The sequence below is a fragment of the Mesorhizobium sp. M0166 genome (assembly GCF_040322255.1).
In the GTDB taxonomy this organism is placed as follows: Bacteria; Pseudomonadota; Alphaproteobacteria; order Rhizobiales; family Rhizobiaceae; genus Mesorhizobium.
On record NZ_JAMYTD010000043.1, the window covers coordinates 1 to 14,358 of the forward strand.

Sequence of the window (14,358 nt, forward strand, 5' to 3'; positions counted from 1 at the left end):
CTCACGGACGCCGCGCTGCATAACCTCTAGCTCCGCTCGTGCTGCGGCCAATTCGCGGCGTAAAGCCTCCTCATGCTCGCCGAGCGGCGTTTGCGCGCCCTCCTTGAGTGCCTGTGTTTCGCTGAGCACCAGCTCTCTAGATGTATGGGATCCGAGCGCGCTCGGTTGTGACTTGCCCGGTTCTTTGCCGACCTCGGTGTGTTCGGAAACCACGACCGACGAGCTGTCGTTAGCCGTGGCAACCGCTGGCGCTTCGGGCGCCAACTGACCATTTGCCGGAAATGCCAACAGCAGAACGAGGCATAACGGAATGAGGGACGGCATGGCGTTACACCCCCTGCCGCGTATCTCATGAAGTAAAATCAAGGGCCGTCGTTTAATAAAGGTGAAGTCACAGCGGAGGGATTTTGACCTGGTACTCTGCGCATGATTCATCACTGAACCTCACCGATCGCGGCCCTCACCGCTATTGTATTCTCCACTTACTGCACGCCGCGGCACCGTGGATGCCGCATCAAAGATCAATGCTAGTGAAGCACCCTCGGCAACGCCAAAGCACGGAATTGCGCGCAAAGGCTGTTTCCTATTTCCTTAGTTGTCATCATTCGAACAAACGGAACTTTCGGCTTTCGGGATGACCATCTTCCCTACCCAACGGCGCAAAGCAGCCATTCGGGTCTGCGAAGGTCGACTTCGGGTCAACACCAAACTTCCGCTGGATGGTACGGCGTACCTCACCCAGCCAGTACCGCCGCCTCCAACTCGCGGATGATCTTCGCCGGCTCGATACATTCATCGTGCCGGACCTTGGTGTGGAGCCGCATGGCGGCTTGCTCGCAGCCCGGAGCAAGGATTCAAGGATTAAAGCCGTTCCTTTCGAAGGGGCTTGCGGGTTGGCTTGGGGCTAAAACCGCATCCTTGACCCGCAGCTCACGCTGCCAGCACCGCCGCATCCAGCCCGCGGATGATCTTGGCCAGCTCGACGCATTCGTCGTGGCGCACCTTGTTGCGCCGCCAGGCGAGGCAGATCGTGCGTTGCGGCATCGGCTCCTGGAACGGCACGATCTTCAAGTCGGGGATAGTGCTGGCCGGCCCTGCCGCCATTTCCGGGATGAGCGTGACGCCGAGCCCGTGCGCCACCATCTGTAAGAGCGTCGTCAGGCTGGTCGCGCCGTAGCTTGCCATCGCCACCGGCCGCACGCTGCCGCAGACGGCGAGCGCCTGTTCGCGCAGGCAGTGGCCTTCCTCCAGCAGCATCAGCCGCTCCAGCGCCGGGCTTTCCGGCGGCACCGGCGGCGAGGCGAAGGCGGGATCGCCGGCCGGCACGGCCAGGAAGAACCGGTCGGAGAAAAGTTCCTCGGTGACAAGGCCCGGGTAGTCGAGCGGCAGTGCGGCGACGAAGGCGTCGAGCTTTCCCGAGCTGGTGTCGTCGACCAGCGACGCGGTCACCGCCTCGCGCAATTCGAGTTGCAAGGCCGGGAAATGTCGTTTCAGCTCCGGCAGCACATGCGGCAAGAGATAGGGCGCCACCGTCGGGATGATGCCGAGCCGGAAGCGGCCTTCCAGCGCCGGGCGGCCGCGCCGGGCGGTCGCCTCGACGTCGCGGACGTCAGCAAGAATGCGCTCGATGCGCGGCAGCAGCGCCTGCGCCTCGTCGGTCATGCGCACCGCCTTGCCGCCGCGCTCGAACAACCGGCAATTGAGCCGCAGCTCCATCTCGGCGATCTGCGCGGACAGCGCCGGCTGGCTGACGCCGGCGAGTTTTGCGGCGCGGCCGAAATGCAGCGTCTGCGCCAGCGCTTCAAAATAATGCATCTGCCGGACGGTCAAACCGATCATAAGGAAAACCTATCAGAATAAACAGCAAAGGCAATTTGTCTTTATCGGCCGGGCAGGCTAGTCTGGAACCATTCCAGAATGGCGCGGCCGCTGGCCCTGCCCGGAAAATCAACAAAATCCCGGAAAATCAACTAAATCGGAGGCAAAGATGGACGCGAAAACCGACGACAACAGCGCCGGCAAATGCCCGGTCCCACATGGATCGGCCAGGAGGGGCAACCGTGACTGGTGGCCGAACCAGCTCGATCTTGGCGTCCTCCACCAGCAGTCCAGCCTCTCGGACCCAATGGACGAGGACTTCGACTACGCCAAGGAATTCAAGAGCCTCGATCTCGATGCTGTGATCAGGGACTTGCACCAGGTGATGACCGATTCGCAGGATTGGTGGCCGGCCGATTTCGGCCATTACGGCCCGCTCTTCATCCGCATGGCCTGGCACAGCGCCGGCACCTATCGCATCGGCGACGGCCGTGGCGGCGCCGGCGCCGGCCAGCAGCGTTTCGCGCCGCTCAACAGCTGGCCGGACAACGCCAATCTCGACAAGGCGCGCCGGCTGCTGTGGCCGGTCAAGCAGAAATACGGCAGGAAAATCTCCTGGGCCGACCTGTTGATCCTCACCGGCAACGTCGCGCTGGAATCGATGGGCTTCAAGACCTTCGGCTTCGCCGGCGGCCGCGCCGATGTCTGGGAGCCCGAGCAGGACGTCGACTGGGGGTCGGAAACCAAGTGGCTCGCCGACGAGCGCTATTCCGGCGACCGCGAACTTCACGGCCATCTCGGCGCCGTGCAGATGGGGCTGATCTACGTCAACCCGGAAGGGCCGAACGGCAAGCCCGATCCACTGGCCGCGGCACGCGACATCCGCGAAACCTTCGCCCGCATGGCCATGAACGACGAGGAAACCGTGGCGCTGATCGCCGGCGGCCACACTTTCGGCAAGACCCACGGCGCCGGTGATGCATCGCTGGTCGGCGCGGAGCCGGAAGGCGCAGGCATCGAGGCGCAGGGCCTCGGCTGGTCGAGCAAACATGCCACCGGCATTGCCGGAGACGCCATCACCTCGGGCCTCGAGGTGACCTGGACCACGACGCCGACCAAATGGAGCAACAACTTCTTCGACAATCTGTTCAACTACGAATGGGAGCTGACCAAGAGCCCGGCCGGCGCCCATCAGTGGACGCCGAAGGGCGGCGCCGGTGCAGGCACCGTGCCCGACGCGCACGATGCCTCGAAGCGCCGCGCGCCGGCGATGCTAACGACCGACCTCGCGCTGCGCGTCGACCCGGCCTATGAGAAGATTTCGCGGCGTTTCCACCAGAATCCGGATCAGTTCGCCGATGCCTTCGCCCGCGCTTGGTTCAAGCTGACCCATCGCGACATGGGCCCGGCCGTCCGCTATCTCGGCCCACTCGTGCCGAAGGAAGAGCTGATCTGGCAGGATCCGATACCGGCAGTCGATCACGAGCTGGTCAACGACCAGGACACCGCCTCGCTGAAGGCGAAGATCCTGGCCTCCGGCCTGTCCGTTTCCGAACTGGTCTCGACCGCCTGGGCCTCGGCCTCGACGTTCCGCGGCTCCGACAAGCGCGGCGGCGCCAACGGCGCCCGCATCCGCCTGGCGCCGCAGAAGGACTGGGAGGTCAACCAGCCGGCGCAGCTGGCCAAGGTGCTCGAGACGCTCGAAGGCATCCAGAAGGGCTTTAACGCTTCGCAGTCCGGCGGCAAGAAGATCTCGCTTGCCGACCTGATCGTTCTCGGCGGCGTCGCCGCCGTCGGGAAGGCGGCCAAAGACGGCGGCCATGACGTCAAGGTGCCGTTCACGCCGGGCCGCATGGACGCCTCCCAGGAACAGACGGACGTCCAGTCCTTCGCCGCGCTCGAGCCGAAAGTCGATGGCTTCCGCAATTATGTCAGGGGCAAGCCGCCGATGTCGGTCGAAGCGATGCTGGTCGACCGGGCGCAGCTGCTGACCTTGACGGCGCCGGAGATGACGGTGCTCGTCGGCGGGTTGCGGGTGCTCGGCGCCAACACCGGCCAGTCGAAGCACGGCGTGTTCACCGACAGGCCGGGCACGTTGACCAATGATTTCTTCGTCAACCTGCTCTCTATGAACACGGTCTGGGATCCGGCCGGCGGTTCCGATGAAGTCTACGAAGCGCGCGACCGCAAGACCCGGGCGGTCAAGTGGACCGGCACCCGCGCAGACCTCATCTTCGGCTCGCACGCGCAATTGCGTGCGCTTGCCGAGGTCTACGGATCGGCGGACGCCGGGCAGAAATTCGCCCGGGATTTCGCCGCTGCCTGGACCAAGGTGATGAACGCCGACCGTTTTGACCTCGCGGCCTGATCCGGGCACGCGAAGTTCTCGACGCAACAAAAAAGGCGCGGGCCTCGACCCGCGCCTTTTTCGTTGGGCTTGCGAAAAGTCAGTCCTTCTCGAAGATGCCGGCCTTGGCGACGACGCCGGCAACGGCGCCGCCGATCAGCGGCGCGACGATGAACAGCCACAGCTGGCCGATCGCCGCAGTTCCCGAAAACAGCGCCGGTCCGATCGAACGGGCCGGGTTGAGCGATGTGCCGGTCACTGGAATGATGGCGAAGTGCAGGCCCGCCAGCGTCAGGCCGATTACGAGGCCGGCGAAGGCCGTGGTGTGCTTGGCGTTGGTGACGCCGAGGATCACCGTGACGAAGGTGAAGGTGCCGATCAGCTCCCACAGGAAGGCCGAGCTGACGCCCCATTTCGTCACGTCCCAGCCATTGGCGCCGAAGCCGCCGGTGTGGCCGCCGACCTGTCCGGAGACGATGATCCACAGTGCCAGCGACGCGATGATGGCGCCGATGACCTGCGCGATCCAATAGGGAATGACGTCCCTGGCCGGCATCCGCCCGGCGAGGAAAACGCCGAGCGTCACCGCCGGATTGAGATGCGCGCCCGAAATCGGGCCGATCGCATAGGCCGCCGCGATCAGGCCGATGCCGAACGCCAGACCGATACCTTCCTGGCCAAGCGGCAGCGCGCCGCCGAAGCCGCCCGTTACAACCGAAGCCGTGCCGATGAACACCAATAGAAACGTGCCTAGAACTTCCGCCAGATAAGTTTTCATTGCCCTCTCCTCGTATCGACCCGCGGCATCGCATTTTTCTGCGACGCGAATCACCGCGCAAAGAGTATTCGCAACCGCAAAAGTTGCAAAGCAGAGCGGTTGCACCTGCCGTCGTGCTTGTGCGTGTCAGTTGCGCGCTTTAGAGCGGCATGCGTTCACTTGAGCGCACAATGCACGCTCTAGCCACTTTGGAACCCACGTATCGTGCTTTCCGAAAATCGGTTTCCGATTGTCGGGCCGATGCGATAGAGCAGGGCCGCAATTAGTTTGCTGAGTAATGGAAGACGACAATGAGACTGGGCGGGCGGCTGGCGGCAGCCATCGAAGTGCTTGACGACATTGGCCGGCGCCACCGGCCGGTGGCCGATGCGCTGAAGGACTGGGGCCTGTCGCACCGCTTCGCCGGTGGCGGCGACCGCGCCGCGATCGGCAACATCGTCTATGACGCGCTGCGCCGCAAGCGCTCGGCCGGCTGGCTCTTGGGCGAAGACACGCCGCGCGCCATCGGCTTCGGCGCGCTGCTGCTCGAATGGGGCCAGACGGCGCAGTCGCTGAACGAGGCGCTCGAGGGCGACAAGTTCGCGCCGCCGCTGCTTACCGCCGACGAACTGACAACGCTTGCAGCTCGCCGGCTTGCCGACGCGGCGCCGGCTGTCAGGGCAGACATCCCCGACTGGTGCATACCGCTGTTCGAACGGGCGTTCGGCACGGCCTGGGTGGAAGAGGGTGCCGCGCTTGGCACTCGCCCGCCGCTCGACCTCAGGGTCAACACGCTGAAGGCCGATCGCGCAAAAGTGCTGACGGAATTGGCGGAGACCGGCGCCAAGCCTGCGCGGATCGCGCCGCACGGCATCCGCATCCCGCCGATCGAAGGCGACGGGAGGCACCCGAACGTACAGGCCGAGCCGGCCTTCCAGAAAGGCTGGTTCGAGGTTCAGGACGAGGGTTCCCAGATTGCGGCCGAACTGGCCGGCGCCGAGCCTGGCATGCAGCTGCTCGACTTTTGCGCCGGCGCCGGCGGCAAGACGCTGGCGCTGTCCGCGGCGATGGACAATCGCGGCCAGATCTTCGCCCACGACGCCGAGAAGGCCAGGCTGGCGCCGATCTTCGACCGCATACGCCGTTCGGAAAACCGCAATGTGCAGATCGTCACCAAGCCGGCCGAACTCGCGCCGCTCGGCAAGCATATGGATATCGTGCTGATCGATGCGCCTTGCACCGGTAGCGGCACCTGGCGGCGCCGGCCGGATGCCAAATGGCGGCTGACTCAGAGGCAGCTCGACGCCCGCAAGGGCGAGCAGGAGACGATCCTCGACGCCGCCAGGGACTTCGTCAAACCCGGCGGCCTGCTGGTCTACATCACCTGTTCGGTGTTCGACGAGGAAAATGGCGACCAGGTTTCGGCCTTCCGCGACCGCCATCCCGGTTTTGTCCCGGTCGATCACCGCCAGCTTTGGGACAGCCGTTTTGCGGGCCACGAAGCGGCAGTGCGGATTGGCGCTGCGGGCGGCATTTCGCTGTCGCCTTTGCTGAGCGGCACCGACGGCTTTTACTTCTGCGCGCTGCGCCGCGTCGGCTGAACGGTTGCCGGATGTCGCCGATCTCGCTTCTTATCAGCAGGTTTAGCCAATTGCTGCAGTGCAGCATTTGCGATTGCCTGCCGCCCACCCCTCTGCGATAAATGCCTTTGCAATAAGATTTGCCGAGAAACGAAGGGCGACGGCCATGGCAGCAAAGATCGTTCCTGCTCCCGATTACGAGGACCGCGTCAGGACGTCCTTCGCGCGCCAGAACGCGATGATGACGATTGGCGCCGAGCTGACGCTGGTGACGCCCGGCATTATCGAGATCGAAATGCCCTATTCGACGGCACTGACGCAGCAGCACGGCTTTCTCCATGCCGGCGTCATTTCGACGGCTCTCGACTCGGCCTGCGGCTATGCGGCATTCTCGCTGATGCCGGAAAATTCCGGCGTGCTGACCATCGAGTTCAAGGTCAATCTGCTGGCGCCCGGCCGGGGCGAGCGCTTCCTGTTCCGCGGCTCGGTAACCAAGCCCGGCCGCACCATCATCGTCGCCGACGGACAAGCCTATGCGTTCGCCACCGACGGCGAGGCCAAGCTGATCGCCACAATGACCGGAACGATGATGACAGTGCTCGGCCGCGACGGTATCGAGGGGTGAGGAGCGGTCCGCGCAGCGGACGAAAAGCCCCTAAATGGGCTTTTCGAGCGACGAACGCCCGGAGCCATAGCGAAGGGCCGGGGACCGGTGAGGGCACGTCGCCCTTCTTACCTTCCGGCTCCGGTGGTAGGGCCAGAAAAAGGAGTAGATCGTCGTGACCGGTAAAGTGTCTCGCCTGTCCGGCAAGTCCGTTCTCTTCGTCATGGCGGCCGAAGCCGAATACGGCCCACATCTGCAGCGGCTGTTCACACCGCTGATGACCGGCGTCGGGCCGGTCGAGGCCGGCGTCAGGCTCGGCGCGGAACTGTCCCGGCTGAGCGTCGAAAAGGCGCTGCCCGATCTCGTCGTGTCGCTCGGTTCGGCGGGCAGCCGGACGCTGGAGCAGACCGAAATCTACCAGGCCGTGTCAGTTGGCTACCGCGACATGGACGCCTCGCCATTGGGGTTCGAGAGGGGCGCCACGCCGTTCCTCGACCTGCCCGTCAGCGTGCCGCTGCCGTTCAGGATACCAGGCATCAGGCCGGCGACGCTGTCGACCGGCGCGGCAATCGTCACCGGCGCCGCTTACGACGCGGTCGCCGCCGACATGGTCGATATGGAGACCTTCGCCTGCCTGCGCGCCTGCCAGCTGTTCGACGTGCCGTTGATTGGCCTGCGCGGCATTTCCGACGGCGCGGCCGATCTGAGACACGTCGGCGACTGGACCGAATATCTGCACGTCATCGACGAGAAGCTGGCCGCGGCCGTGCAACTGCTGGAACGGGCGATCGCCTCCGGCGCGATCGACTTCAAGCTTGTTGGGGCGGCAGGTTCTTAGCGTTGCCGAACAGCACGCCGATCATCCTGAAGCGAACGGCGTTGTCGCGATTGACGTAAGTGACTGACCCGGGCTCGTGATCGAGGGTCCAGCGTCCGGTCGCGCCGGTGTCCCAGTCGGCGACATAACCGTTATCGAGCATCCACCAGCGCCCGCTTCGCGCCTCGCCATCGTCGAGCAGCATGTGCGCGTCACCCTCGCTTTCAAAATAGACGTAAGCCTCCTTGCCGTTTCGTTCCAAGACATGGGTCATGTCCGGAATGAGCATCGCAAGGGTTTCCTTCTGAAGTGCTGCCATGATTTCCTCCTGAATTGAAGTCGCCGATTGCCTTGACCGGCATCGCCACTTAGAGTGAACTAGTAGTCAAGATGCTTGACTATCTATCGGGCGAGAAGAATTTGGTCAAGAGCCTTGACGAAAAATCCGAAAAGCTGCCGGATCACATAGGTTGGCGGCTGTGGCAGGCGAGCCGCGCCTGGCAGACCGAATTCGCCGCGGCGATGCGCGCTGCCGGCCATCACTGGTTCACCGAAGCGCGTGCCGGCCTGCTTGGACACATCCCGCGCGGCGGCATGCGCCAGTCGGCGCTGATCGAGCGCTCGGCGATCTCAAAGCAGGCGGTTCAGCAATTGCTCGACGGCTTGGAGACGGAAGGTGTGTTGCAGCGTCTGCCCGATCCGCAAGACGGTCGCGGCAAGCTTGTTCGCTACACGCGCAAGGGCCTGGACGCCCTGCGCGATGGCGACCGCATCAAGCTGAAGATCGAACGGAGCTATGTTGCCCGGCTTGGCCATGAGCGCTTCGCGGCGCTGATGGGCGCCTTGCGGTCACTCGATAAAACGCAAACTGATGCATTGGACAAAGCCTCTGGCGTTCAGGACGACGCGCCGGAATCGAAGTGACCGCGCGACCTCACAACCCATTGCGCCGACTCGTTTCTTTCTCTAAACGCTCGCCATGAAAACAGCCAATCATCCCGACACCGTCCTGATTGTCGATTTCGGCAGCCAGTTCACCCAGCTGATCGCCCGGCGCATCCGCGAGGCTGGCGTCTTTTCCGAGATCGTGCCCTTCCAGTCGGCCGAGGCGGCGTTCAAGCGCATCAATCCGAAGGCGGTGATCCTGTCCGGCGGTCCGGCCTCGACCGGCGACATTGGCAGTCCGCGCGCGCCGCAGATCGTCTTCGATGCCGGCGTGCCGGTACTCGGCATCTGCTATGGCCAGATGGCGATGTGCGTGCAGATGGGCGGCGTCGCCGAAAGCTCCGATCATCGCGAATTCGGCCGCGCCTTCGTCGAGATCGCCAAGGACAGCCCGCTGTTCGAGGGCCTGTGGGCGCCTGGCCAGCGCCACCAGGTGTGGATGAGCCATGGCGACCGCGTCATCACCCTGCCGAAGGGATTCGAGGTGCTGGGAAAATCGGAGGGCTCGCCCTTCGCCATCTTCGGTAATGTCGAACGCAAGATGTACGGTCTCATGTTCCACCCCGAAGTGGTGCACACGCCGGACGGCGCCAGGCTGCTCCAAAACTTCGTCCACAACATCGCCGGCATCGAAGGCGACTGGACGATGCGCGCCTACCGCGAGCACGCGGTCGAGACGATCCGCAAACAGGTCGGCAAGGGCAAGGTGATCTGCGCGCTGTCGGGCGGCGTCGATTCCTCGGTCGCGGCCCTGCTGATCCACGAGGCGGTCGGCGACCAGCTCACCTGCATCCTTGTCGACCACGGGCTGATGCGCAAGGACGAGGCGGCCGGCGTGGTTGAGATGTTTCGCCAGCATTACAATCTGCCGCTGATCCTGGTCGACGCTTCGGACCGTTTCATCGGCGCGCTCGAGGGCGAGTCGGACCCCGAGAAGAAACGCAAGACCATAGGGCGGCTGTTCATCGAAGTGTTCGAGGAGGAGGCCGAGAAGCTCGGCGGCGCCGATTTCCTGGCACAAGGCACGCTCTATCCCGACGTCATCGAAAGCGTCTCCTTCAGCGGCGGTCCGTCGGTGACGATCAAGTCGCACCACAATGTCGGCGGCTTGCCCGAACGCATGAACATGCAGCTGGTCGAGCCGCTGCGCGAATTGTTCAAGGACGAGGTGAGGGCGCTCGGCAAGGAGCTCGGCCTGCCCGACAGCTTCATCGGCCGGCATCCGTTCCCCGGTCCCGGTCTCGCCATCCGCTGCCCGGGCGGCATCACCCGCGAAAAGCTGGAGATCCTGCGCGAGGCCGACGCCATCTATCTCGACGAGATCCGCAAGGCCGGCCTCTACGATGCCATCTGGCAAGCCTTCGCCGTGCTGCTGCCGGTGCAGACAGTCGGCGTGATGGGCGACGGCCGCACCTACGAATTCGTCTGCGCGCTGCGCGCCGTCACCTCGGTCGATGGCATGACCGCGGATTTCTACCACTACGACATGGCATTCCTGGGCGCCGCCGCCACCCGCATCATCAACGAGGTGCGCGGCATCAACCGCGTCGTCTACGACGTGACGAGCAAACCACCGGGCACCATCGAGTGGGAGTAGGGGGAGAACGGCGGCAATAGCGTAGTTTCGGCGGCGATTTGCGTTGCCGTTTTGATGCCTTTCACTCCGTCCCGACGCCCGTTGAGCCGCATTGGGTTCCATCTCGAATTTGCAGGTCCGATCTGAGTCCGATCCTCGGGCGATGTAAAGCAGCTTCAGAGAGTGAGAGGGCAGTAGCGTAGAATGGCGCACACATAGGCGGGTCTGCTTCTCGACCCTGAGAGAGCTACTACCCGCTCCGAGCAATCTTCCTCGCCAGCACCACACTGACCAAACAACCGATGCCAGCCAGCGCCATGACGCTGCCCATTGGAACTGGCGTTCCGTTGGCAAGAACCCCGACTAGCGCTGAGCCTACCATTCCGCTCCCGTACTGGATCGCGCCGACAACTGCAGACGCTGCTCCGGCGCGTCGCTGTACACTCGACAAAGCGCCGGCGACTGCGTTGGCCAGGATGAGTCCGTTCATCGCTGTGAACAAAAACTGCGTGACGATCAGGCTGACAACGCCGCCGATGCCAGTGGCGGTAACCAGCGCAAGAGCAGCACCAAACGCCGCAGCCCCCACGGCACCTGCCAAAAGCATGCGATCGCTGCCAAAGCGAACGACGAGGCGCGAATTGATGAAGTTTGTCGCCATCAAGCCCAGCACACCGGACGAGAATACAAGTCCGTAAAGCTCGGGGCTGAGGCCATGGTAGGCGATATAGGCAAAGGCGCCGCCGGCGATGTTGGCGAATACGCCCACGTAGTAGAAGCCCACCGCCGCTGCATAGCCAACCAGCACGCGGTTGCGCAGCACCTCGCCATAGCCGGCGACGGCCTGCACTATGGTGTCGGAGTGACGCTCCGCGCGCGGCAGCGTCTCGGGGACGGTGAGGATGGCAAGGGCCGTGGCGGTACCGATTGCCACGAGCGTCCAGAAGATGGCCTGCCAAGAGGACACCGCGAGAATCTGTGCACCGACGCTCGGTCCAAGAAGTGGCGCGACCACCATCACCGTCATGAGTGTCGAGAGCACCTTGGCGGCGCGATCCCGCTCATAGAGATCCCGAACCATCGCGCGAGCCAGGGCGACGCCGGCACTGGCGCCCAGCGCCTGGACGATACGCCAGCCGATGAGTTGCCAAGCGTCGGTCGACAGTGCGCAGCCTGCCGAGCCTATGACGAAAATGACGATACCCAGCGCTACCGGTCCGCGACGGCCAAAACGATCACTGACCGGGCCCCAAAATAGCTGCCCGAAACCAAAACCGAGCAGGTACCCGGAGATCGCGAACTGCAAGGTTCCCTCGCTTGTTCCGAGGGCCACCTGCATGGTGGGCAGCGCAGGAAGAAAGAGGTCAGTCGAGATCGAGGCGAAACCGAGTAGTACCGCCAGAATGAACAGCAGCCGGAACCCGCCAGGTTCGGCCGGCCCGGCAATCGACTGTGATCTCCCATCGGCTTGAGCGCCGCTCACAGCCCGGATCGCTTCAGCATTGCTTCCGGGTAGCGGTCGCCTTCGATCTTGATCGAGGCAGAGGCAGTTTCGATCTCGGCGAGGTCCTCAGCCGAGAGCCGCACCTCGAGCGCGCCGATGTTCTCTTCGAACCGCTCGAGCCTGCGTGTACCAAACAGCGGTACGATCCATGGCTTCCTGGCGAGAAGCCACGCCAGCGCTACCTGTGCCGGGGTGGCTCCAACGCGCTCGCCGACAGTGCGGATCAGGTCTACCAGCGCCTGGTTGGCCTGAAGTGCTTCCGGCGAGAAGCGCGGAATCTTGCTGCGGAAGTCCGCTTCGCTGAGCTGGGTGTTGACGTTGATCGTCCCGGTCAGAAAGCCTTTGCCGAGCGGGCTGAACGGGACGAGGCCGATGCCAAGCTCCTCTATCGTAGGAAGGATTTCCTTCTCCGGATCTCGCGTCCACAACGAGTACTCGCTCTGCAGTGCCGTCACCGGCTGAACGGCATGAGCTTTCCGGATCGACTGGGCGCCTGCCTCCGACAGGCCAAAATGCAGCACCTTGCCCTCGGCAATCAGGTCCTTCACGACGCCCGCAACGTCCTCCATCGCCACGTCGGGATCGACCCGGTGTTGGTAGTAGAGATCGATGTAGTCGGTCCGAAGCCGCTTGAGGCTGCCCTCGACCGCACGCCGGATCTGCGTCGGTTTGCTGTTGACGCCGCCATAATGCTCCCCGGTATCCTGATTGATGTCCCAACCGAACTTGGTCGCGATCTTCACCGTGTCGCGCATGCCGGCAAAGGCCTCGCCGACCATGATCTCATTGGTCCAGGGCCCGTAGGACTCGGCCGTATCGAAGAAATCCATGCCTCGGTCATAGGCGGCGCGAAGCAGCGCGATCATTTCCGGTCGATCGGGAATGTCACGCGACTTGCCGTAACCCATCGCGCCCAGTGAAAGGGCCGAGACCTCGAAATCTTGTCCGAGTTTACGCTTCTGCATTTTGATCCTCCGTCGTCTCTAGGCTAGAGCGAGTTCCAGTCAGGAAAGTGGGGCAATACGGACTGTCGCAGCTCGGGCGCGCGGTCCGATCATGTGTGCGAGGTAGCTGCTCCAGCCGTACTTGGCGCGGTAAGCATCGTCGATGCGGTCGTTGACCACACCGTCGACGGTTACGAAGGCGACATCCTTGATGAGGCCGGCAGAGGTGATGCGTCCGGCCTTCTGTTTGACCGCCGCTTTGTACCAACGCGAGGCCGTGCCGTTGTAGGCGCGCACGTAGAGTTCACCATCGACAACCACCGACCAGATCCAGGTCAGGGTGCCATACGTTTTTCCATCGTCGCGAAACGGTGCGATATGCAGGTCGTCTGCATCAGCGATGCGGTCCAGCTCTTGTTCATTCCACATGCTTGTCACACCTCCCGCTCACGTGCGCAGGAGCGTCTTGATGGCGCGGCGTTCATCCATGGCGCGGTAGCCTTGGGCCGCGTCCGCCAGTGGGAGTTCGAGATCGAACACCTTGCCGGGGTTGATCTTGCGGGTGAGGATCAGGTCCATCAGGTGCGGCAGGAAACGGCGCACCGGGGCAGGACCGCCGATCATGCCGGTCTGCGAGAAGAACAGCGACTGGCCGTCGAACTGCACGCCGTGCGGTACGCCGACATAGCCGATTATTGAACCAGGCCGCGCGCAGTTGATCGCCGTCTGCATCGATTCCTGGGTGCCGACGCATTCGAGCACAGCATCGGCGCCGATGCGCTTGGTCAATTCCTTGACGCGGACGACACCGGCATCGCCACGCTCGGCAATGATGTCGGTGGCACCGTATTCGAGCGCCAGGTCCTGACGCGTCTTGTGCCGGCTCATGGCGATGATCCGCCCGGCGCCAAGTTGCTTGGCGGCCAGAACGCCCATCAAGCCTACGGCGCCATCGCCGACGACGACCACGGTCGAGCCCGACTGCACGCGTGCTGCATCGGCCGCATACCAGCCCGTGCCGAGGACATCGGAAGCCGCAAGCAGGCTGGGGATCAGGTCGTCCGACGGCATTTCAGACGTTGCGATCAATGTGCCATCAGCGAGCGGGACCCGCGCCAGTTCGGCCTGGCCGCCGGTCATGAATTCGCGCTGCTCGCACGACGACTGGAAGCCATGGCGGCAATGCGGGCAGGTGTTGTCGGAAAGGACGAACGAGCCGACGACGAACTGGCCCGGCTTGACCGTCTTCACCTCGCTGCCCACCTCGACAACGACACCGCAATATTCATGGCCCATCGCCATTGGAGCCTTGACGTCGTTGAGGCCACGGAATGGCCACAGGTCCGAGCCGCAGATGCAAGTCGCCGACAGCCGGATGATGGCATCGGTTGGGTTCAGGATTTTCGGTTCGTCGCGCTCTTCCACGCGCACGTCACCGGGGGCATAGAGCATTGTTCCAAGCATGT

General features: G+C 63.7%; 14 protein-coding genes. 6 read left to right on the forward strand and 8 right to left on the reverse strand.

The window, feature by feature from the left end; all coding sequences use genetic code 11:
* A partial coding sequence (locus tag NKJ46_RS28855) for a hypothetical protein (protein ID WP_352669692.1) occupies positions 1-324 on the reverse strand: 324 nt, incomplete at its 3' end.
* Positions 325-930: 606 nt separating this feature from the next.
* Positions 931-1,839, reverse strand: a complete 909-nt coding sequence (locus tag NKJ46_RS28860; protein ID WP_352669695.1) for a hydrogen peroxide-inducible genes activator — start codon at positions 1,837-1,839, stop codon at positions 931-933.
* 148 nt (positions 1,840-1,987) lie between these two features.
* On the opposite strand from NKJ46_RS28860, the gene katG reads away from it, so the two are divergent.
* Positions 1,988-4,186 carry a catalase/peroxidase HPI gene (katG, locus tag NKJ46_RS28865; protein ID WP_352669698.1) on the forward strand — a complete coding sequence of 733 codons (2,199 nt, stop codon included), beginning with the start codon at positions 1,988-1,990 and terminating at the stop codon, positions 4,184-4,186.
* Between the two features lie 79 nt (positions 4,187-4,265).
* Here the strand turns inward: katG and NKJ46_RS28870 are convergent, their stop codons facing one another.
* Positions 4,266-4,943 carry an MIP/aquaporin family protein gene (locus tag NKJ46_RS28870; protein ID WP_352669701.1) on the reverse strand — a complete coding sequence of 226 codons (678 nt, stop codon included), beginning with the start codon at positions 4,941-4,943 and terminating at the stop codon, positions 4,266-4,268.
* A gap of 290 nt (positions 4,944-5,233) precedes the next feature.
* Here NKJ46_RS28870 and NKJ46_RS28875 point away from each other — a divergent pair, with 290 nt between their 5' ends.
* The 3 genes from NKJ46_RS28875 (at position 5,234) to NKJ46_RS28885 (ending at position 7,944) form a co-directional block, all read left to right on the forward strand.
* The gene (locus NKJ46_RS28875; RefSeq protein ID WP_352669703.1) at positions 5,234-6,523 is read left to right on the forward strand and encodes an RsmB/NOP family class I SAM-dependent RNA methyltransferase; all 1,290 of its coding nucleotides are present in this window, start codon (positions 5,234-5,236) and stop codon (positions 6,521-6,523) included.
* A gap of 145 nt (positions 6,524-6,668) precedes the next feature.
* Positions 6,669-7,127: a PaaI family thioesterase gene (locus NKJ46_RS28880; protein ID WP_352669706.1), complete on the forward strand. Its 459-nt coding sequence runs from the start codon at positions 6,669-6,671 to the stop codon at positions 7,125-7,127.
* A gap of 154 nt (positions 7,128-7,281) precedes the next feature.
* Positions 7,282-7,944: a 5'-methylthioadenosine/S-adenosylhomocysteine nucleosidase gene (locus NKJ46_RS28885; RefSeq protein ID WP_352669709.1), complete on the forward strand. Its 663-nt coding sequence runs from the start codon at positions 7,282-7,284 to the stop codon at positions 7,942-7,944.
* On the opposite strand, the gene NKJ46_RS28890 is transcribed toward NKJ46_RS28885, so the two are convergent.
* Positions 7,916-8,242, reverse strand: a complete 327-nt coding sequence (locus NKJ46_RS28890) for a hypothetical protein (RefSeq protein WP_352669712.1) — start codon at positions 8,240-8,242, stop codon at positions 7,916-7,918. The two genes, NKJ46_RS28885 and NKJ46_RS28890, sit on opposite strands and share 29 nt — an antisense overlap.
* Positions 8,243-8,313: 71 nt before the next feature.
* Here NKJ46_RS28890 and NKJ46_RS28895 point away from each other — a divergent pair, with 71 nt between their 5' ends.
* Both NKJ46_RS28895 and guaA read left to right on the forward strand, forming a co-directional pair.
* A complete protein-coding gene (locus NKJ46_RS28895; protein WP_352669715.1) occupies positions 8,314-8,847 on the forward strand; it encodes a MarR family winged helix-turn-helix transcriptional regulator in 534 nt (177 codons plus the stop codon).
* Between the two features lie 55 nt (positions 8,848-8,902).
* On the forward strand, positions 8,903-10,465 hold the full coding sequence (gene guaA / locus NKJ46_RS28900) for a glutamine-hydrolyzing GMP synthase (RefSeq protein WP_352669718.1): 1,563 nt from the start codon (positions 8,903-8,905) through the stop codon (positions 10,463-10,465).
* Between the two features lie 229 nt (positions 10,466-10,694).
* On the opposite strand, the gene NKJ46_RS28905 is transcribed toward guaA, so the two are convergent.
* Genes NKJ46_RS28905 through NKJ46_RS28920 form a run of 4 tightly spaced genes read right to left on the reverse strand, consistent with a single transcriptional unit; the run spans position 10,695 to position 14,356 of the window.
* Positions 10,695-11,927 carry a multidrug effflux MFS transporter gene (locus tag NKJ46_RS28905; RefSeq protein ID WP_352669720.1) on the reverse strand — a complete coding sequence of 411 codons (1,233 nt, stop codon included), beginning with the start codon at positions 11,925-11,927 and terminating at the stop codon, positions 10,695-10,697.
* Positions 11,924-12,913, reverse strand: a complete 990-nt coding sequence (locus NKJ46_RS28910; RefSeq protein ID WP_352669723.1) for an aldo/keto reductase — start codon at positions 12,911-12,913, stop codon at positions 11,924-11,926. Before NKJ46_RS28910 ends, NKJ46_RS28905 begins: the two co-directional genes overlap by 4 nt.
* A gap of 39 nt (positions 12,914-12,952) precedes the next feature.
* The gene (locus tag NKJ46_RS28915; RefSeq protein ID WP_352669726.1) at positions 12,953-13,321 is read right to left on the reverse strand and encodes a DUF2255 family protein; all 369 of its coding nucleotides are present in this window, start codon (positions 13,319-13,321) and stop codon (positions 12,953-12,955) included.
* 18 nt (positions 13,322-13,339) lie between these two features.
* Positions 13,340-14,356 (reverse strand): zinc-dependent alcohol dehydrogenase family protein, encoded by a 1,017-nt coding sequence (locus tag NKJ46_RS28920; protein WP_352669728.1) that lies wholly within the window; start codon positions 14,354-14,356, stop codon positions 13,340-13,342.
* Between the last annotated feature and the right edge of the window lie 2 nt (positions 14,357-14,358).

Coding starts and splice junctions, on each gene's coding strand:
- NKJ46_RS28860 (WP_352669695.1), bottom strand. CDS start 1,839: ATGATCGGTTTGACCGTCCGGCAGATGCATTATTTTGAAGCGCTGGCG.
- katG (WP_352669698.1), top strand. CDS start 1,988: ATGGACGCGAAAACCGACGACAACAGCGCCGGCAAATGCCCGGTCCCA.
- NKJ46_RS28870 (WP_352669701.1), bottom strand. CDS start 4,943: ATGAAAACTTATCTGGCGGAAGTTCTAGGCACGTTTCTATTGGTGTTC.
- NKJ46_RS28875 (WP_352669703.1), top strand. CDS start 5,234: ATGAGACTGGGCGGGCGGCTGGCGGCAGCCATCGAAGTGCTTGACGAC.
- NKJ46_RS28880 (WP_352669706.1), top strand. CDS start 6,669: ATGGCAGCAAAGATCGTTCCTGCTCCCGATTACGAGGACCGCGTCAGG.
- NKJ46_RS28890 (WP_352669712.1), bottom strand. CDS start 8,242: ATGGCAGCACTTCAGAAGGAAACCCTTGCGATGCTCATTCCGGACATG.
- NKJ46_RS28895 (WP_352669715.1), top strand. CDS start 8,314: ATGCTTGACTATCTATCGGGCGAGAAGAATTTGGTCAAGAGCCTTGAC.
- guaA (WP_352669718.1), top strand. CDS start 8,903: ATGAAAACAGCCAATCATCCCGACACCGTCCTGATTGTCGATTTCGGC.
- NKJ46_RS28910 (WP_352669723.1), bottom strand. CDS start 12,913: ATGCAGAAGCGTAAACTCGGACAAGATTTCGAGGTCTCGGCCCTTTCA.
- NKJ46_RS28915 (WP_352669726.1), bottom strand. CDS start 13,321: ATGTGGAATGAACAAGAGCTGGACCGCATCGCTGATGCAGACGACCTG.
- NKJ46_RS28920 (WP_352669728.1), bottom strand. CDS start 14,356: ATGCTTGGAACAATGCTCTATGCCCCCGGTGACGTGCGCGTGGAAGAG.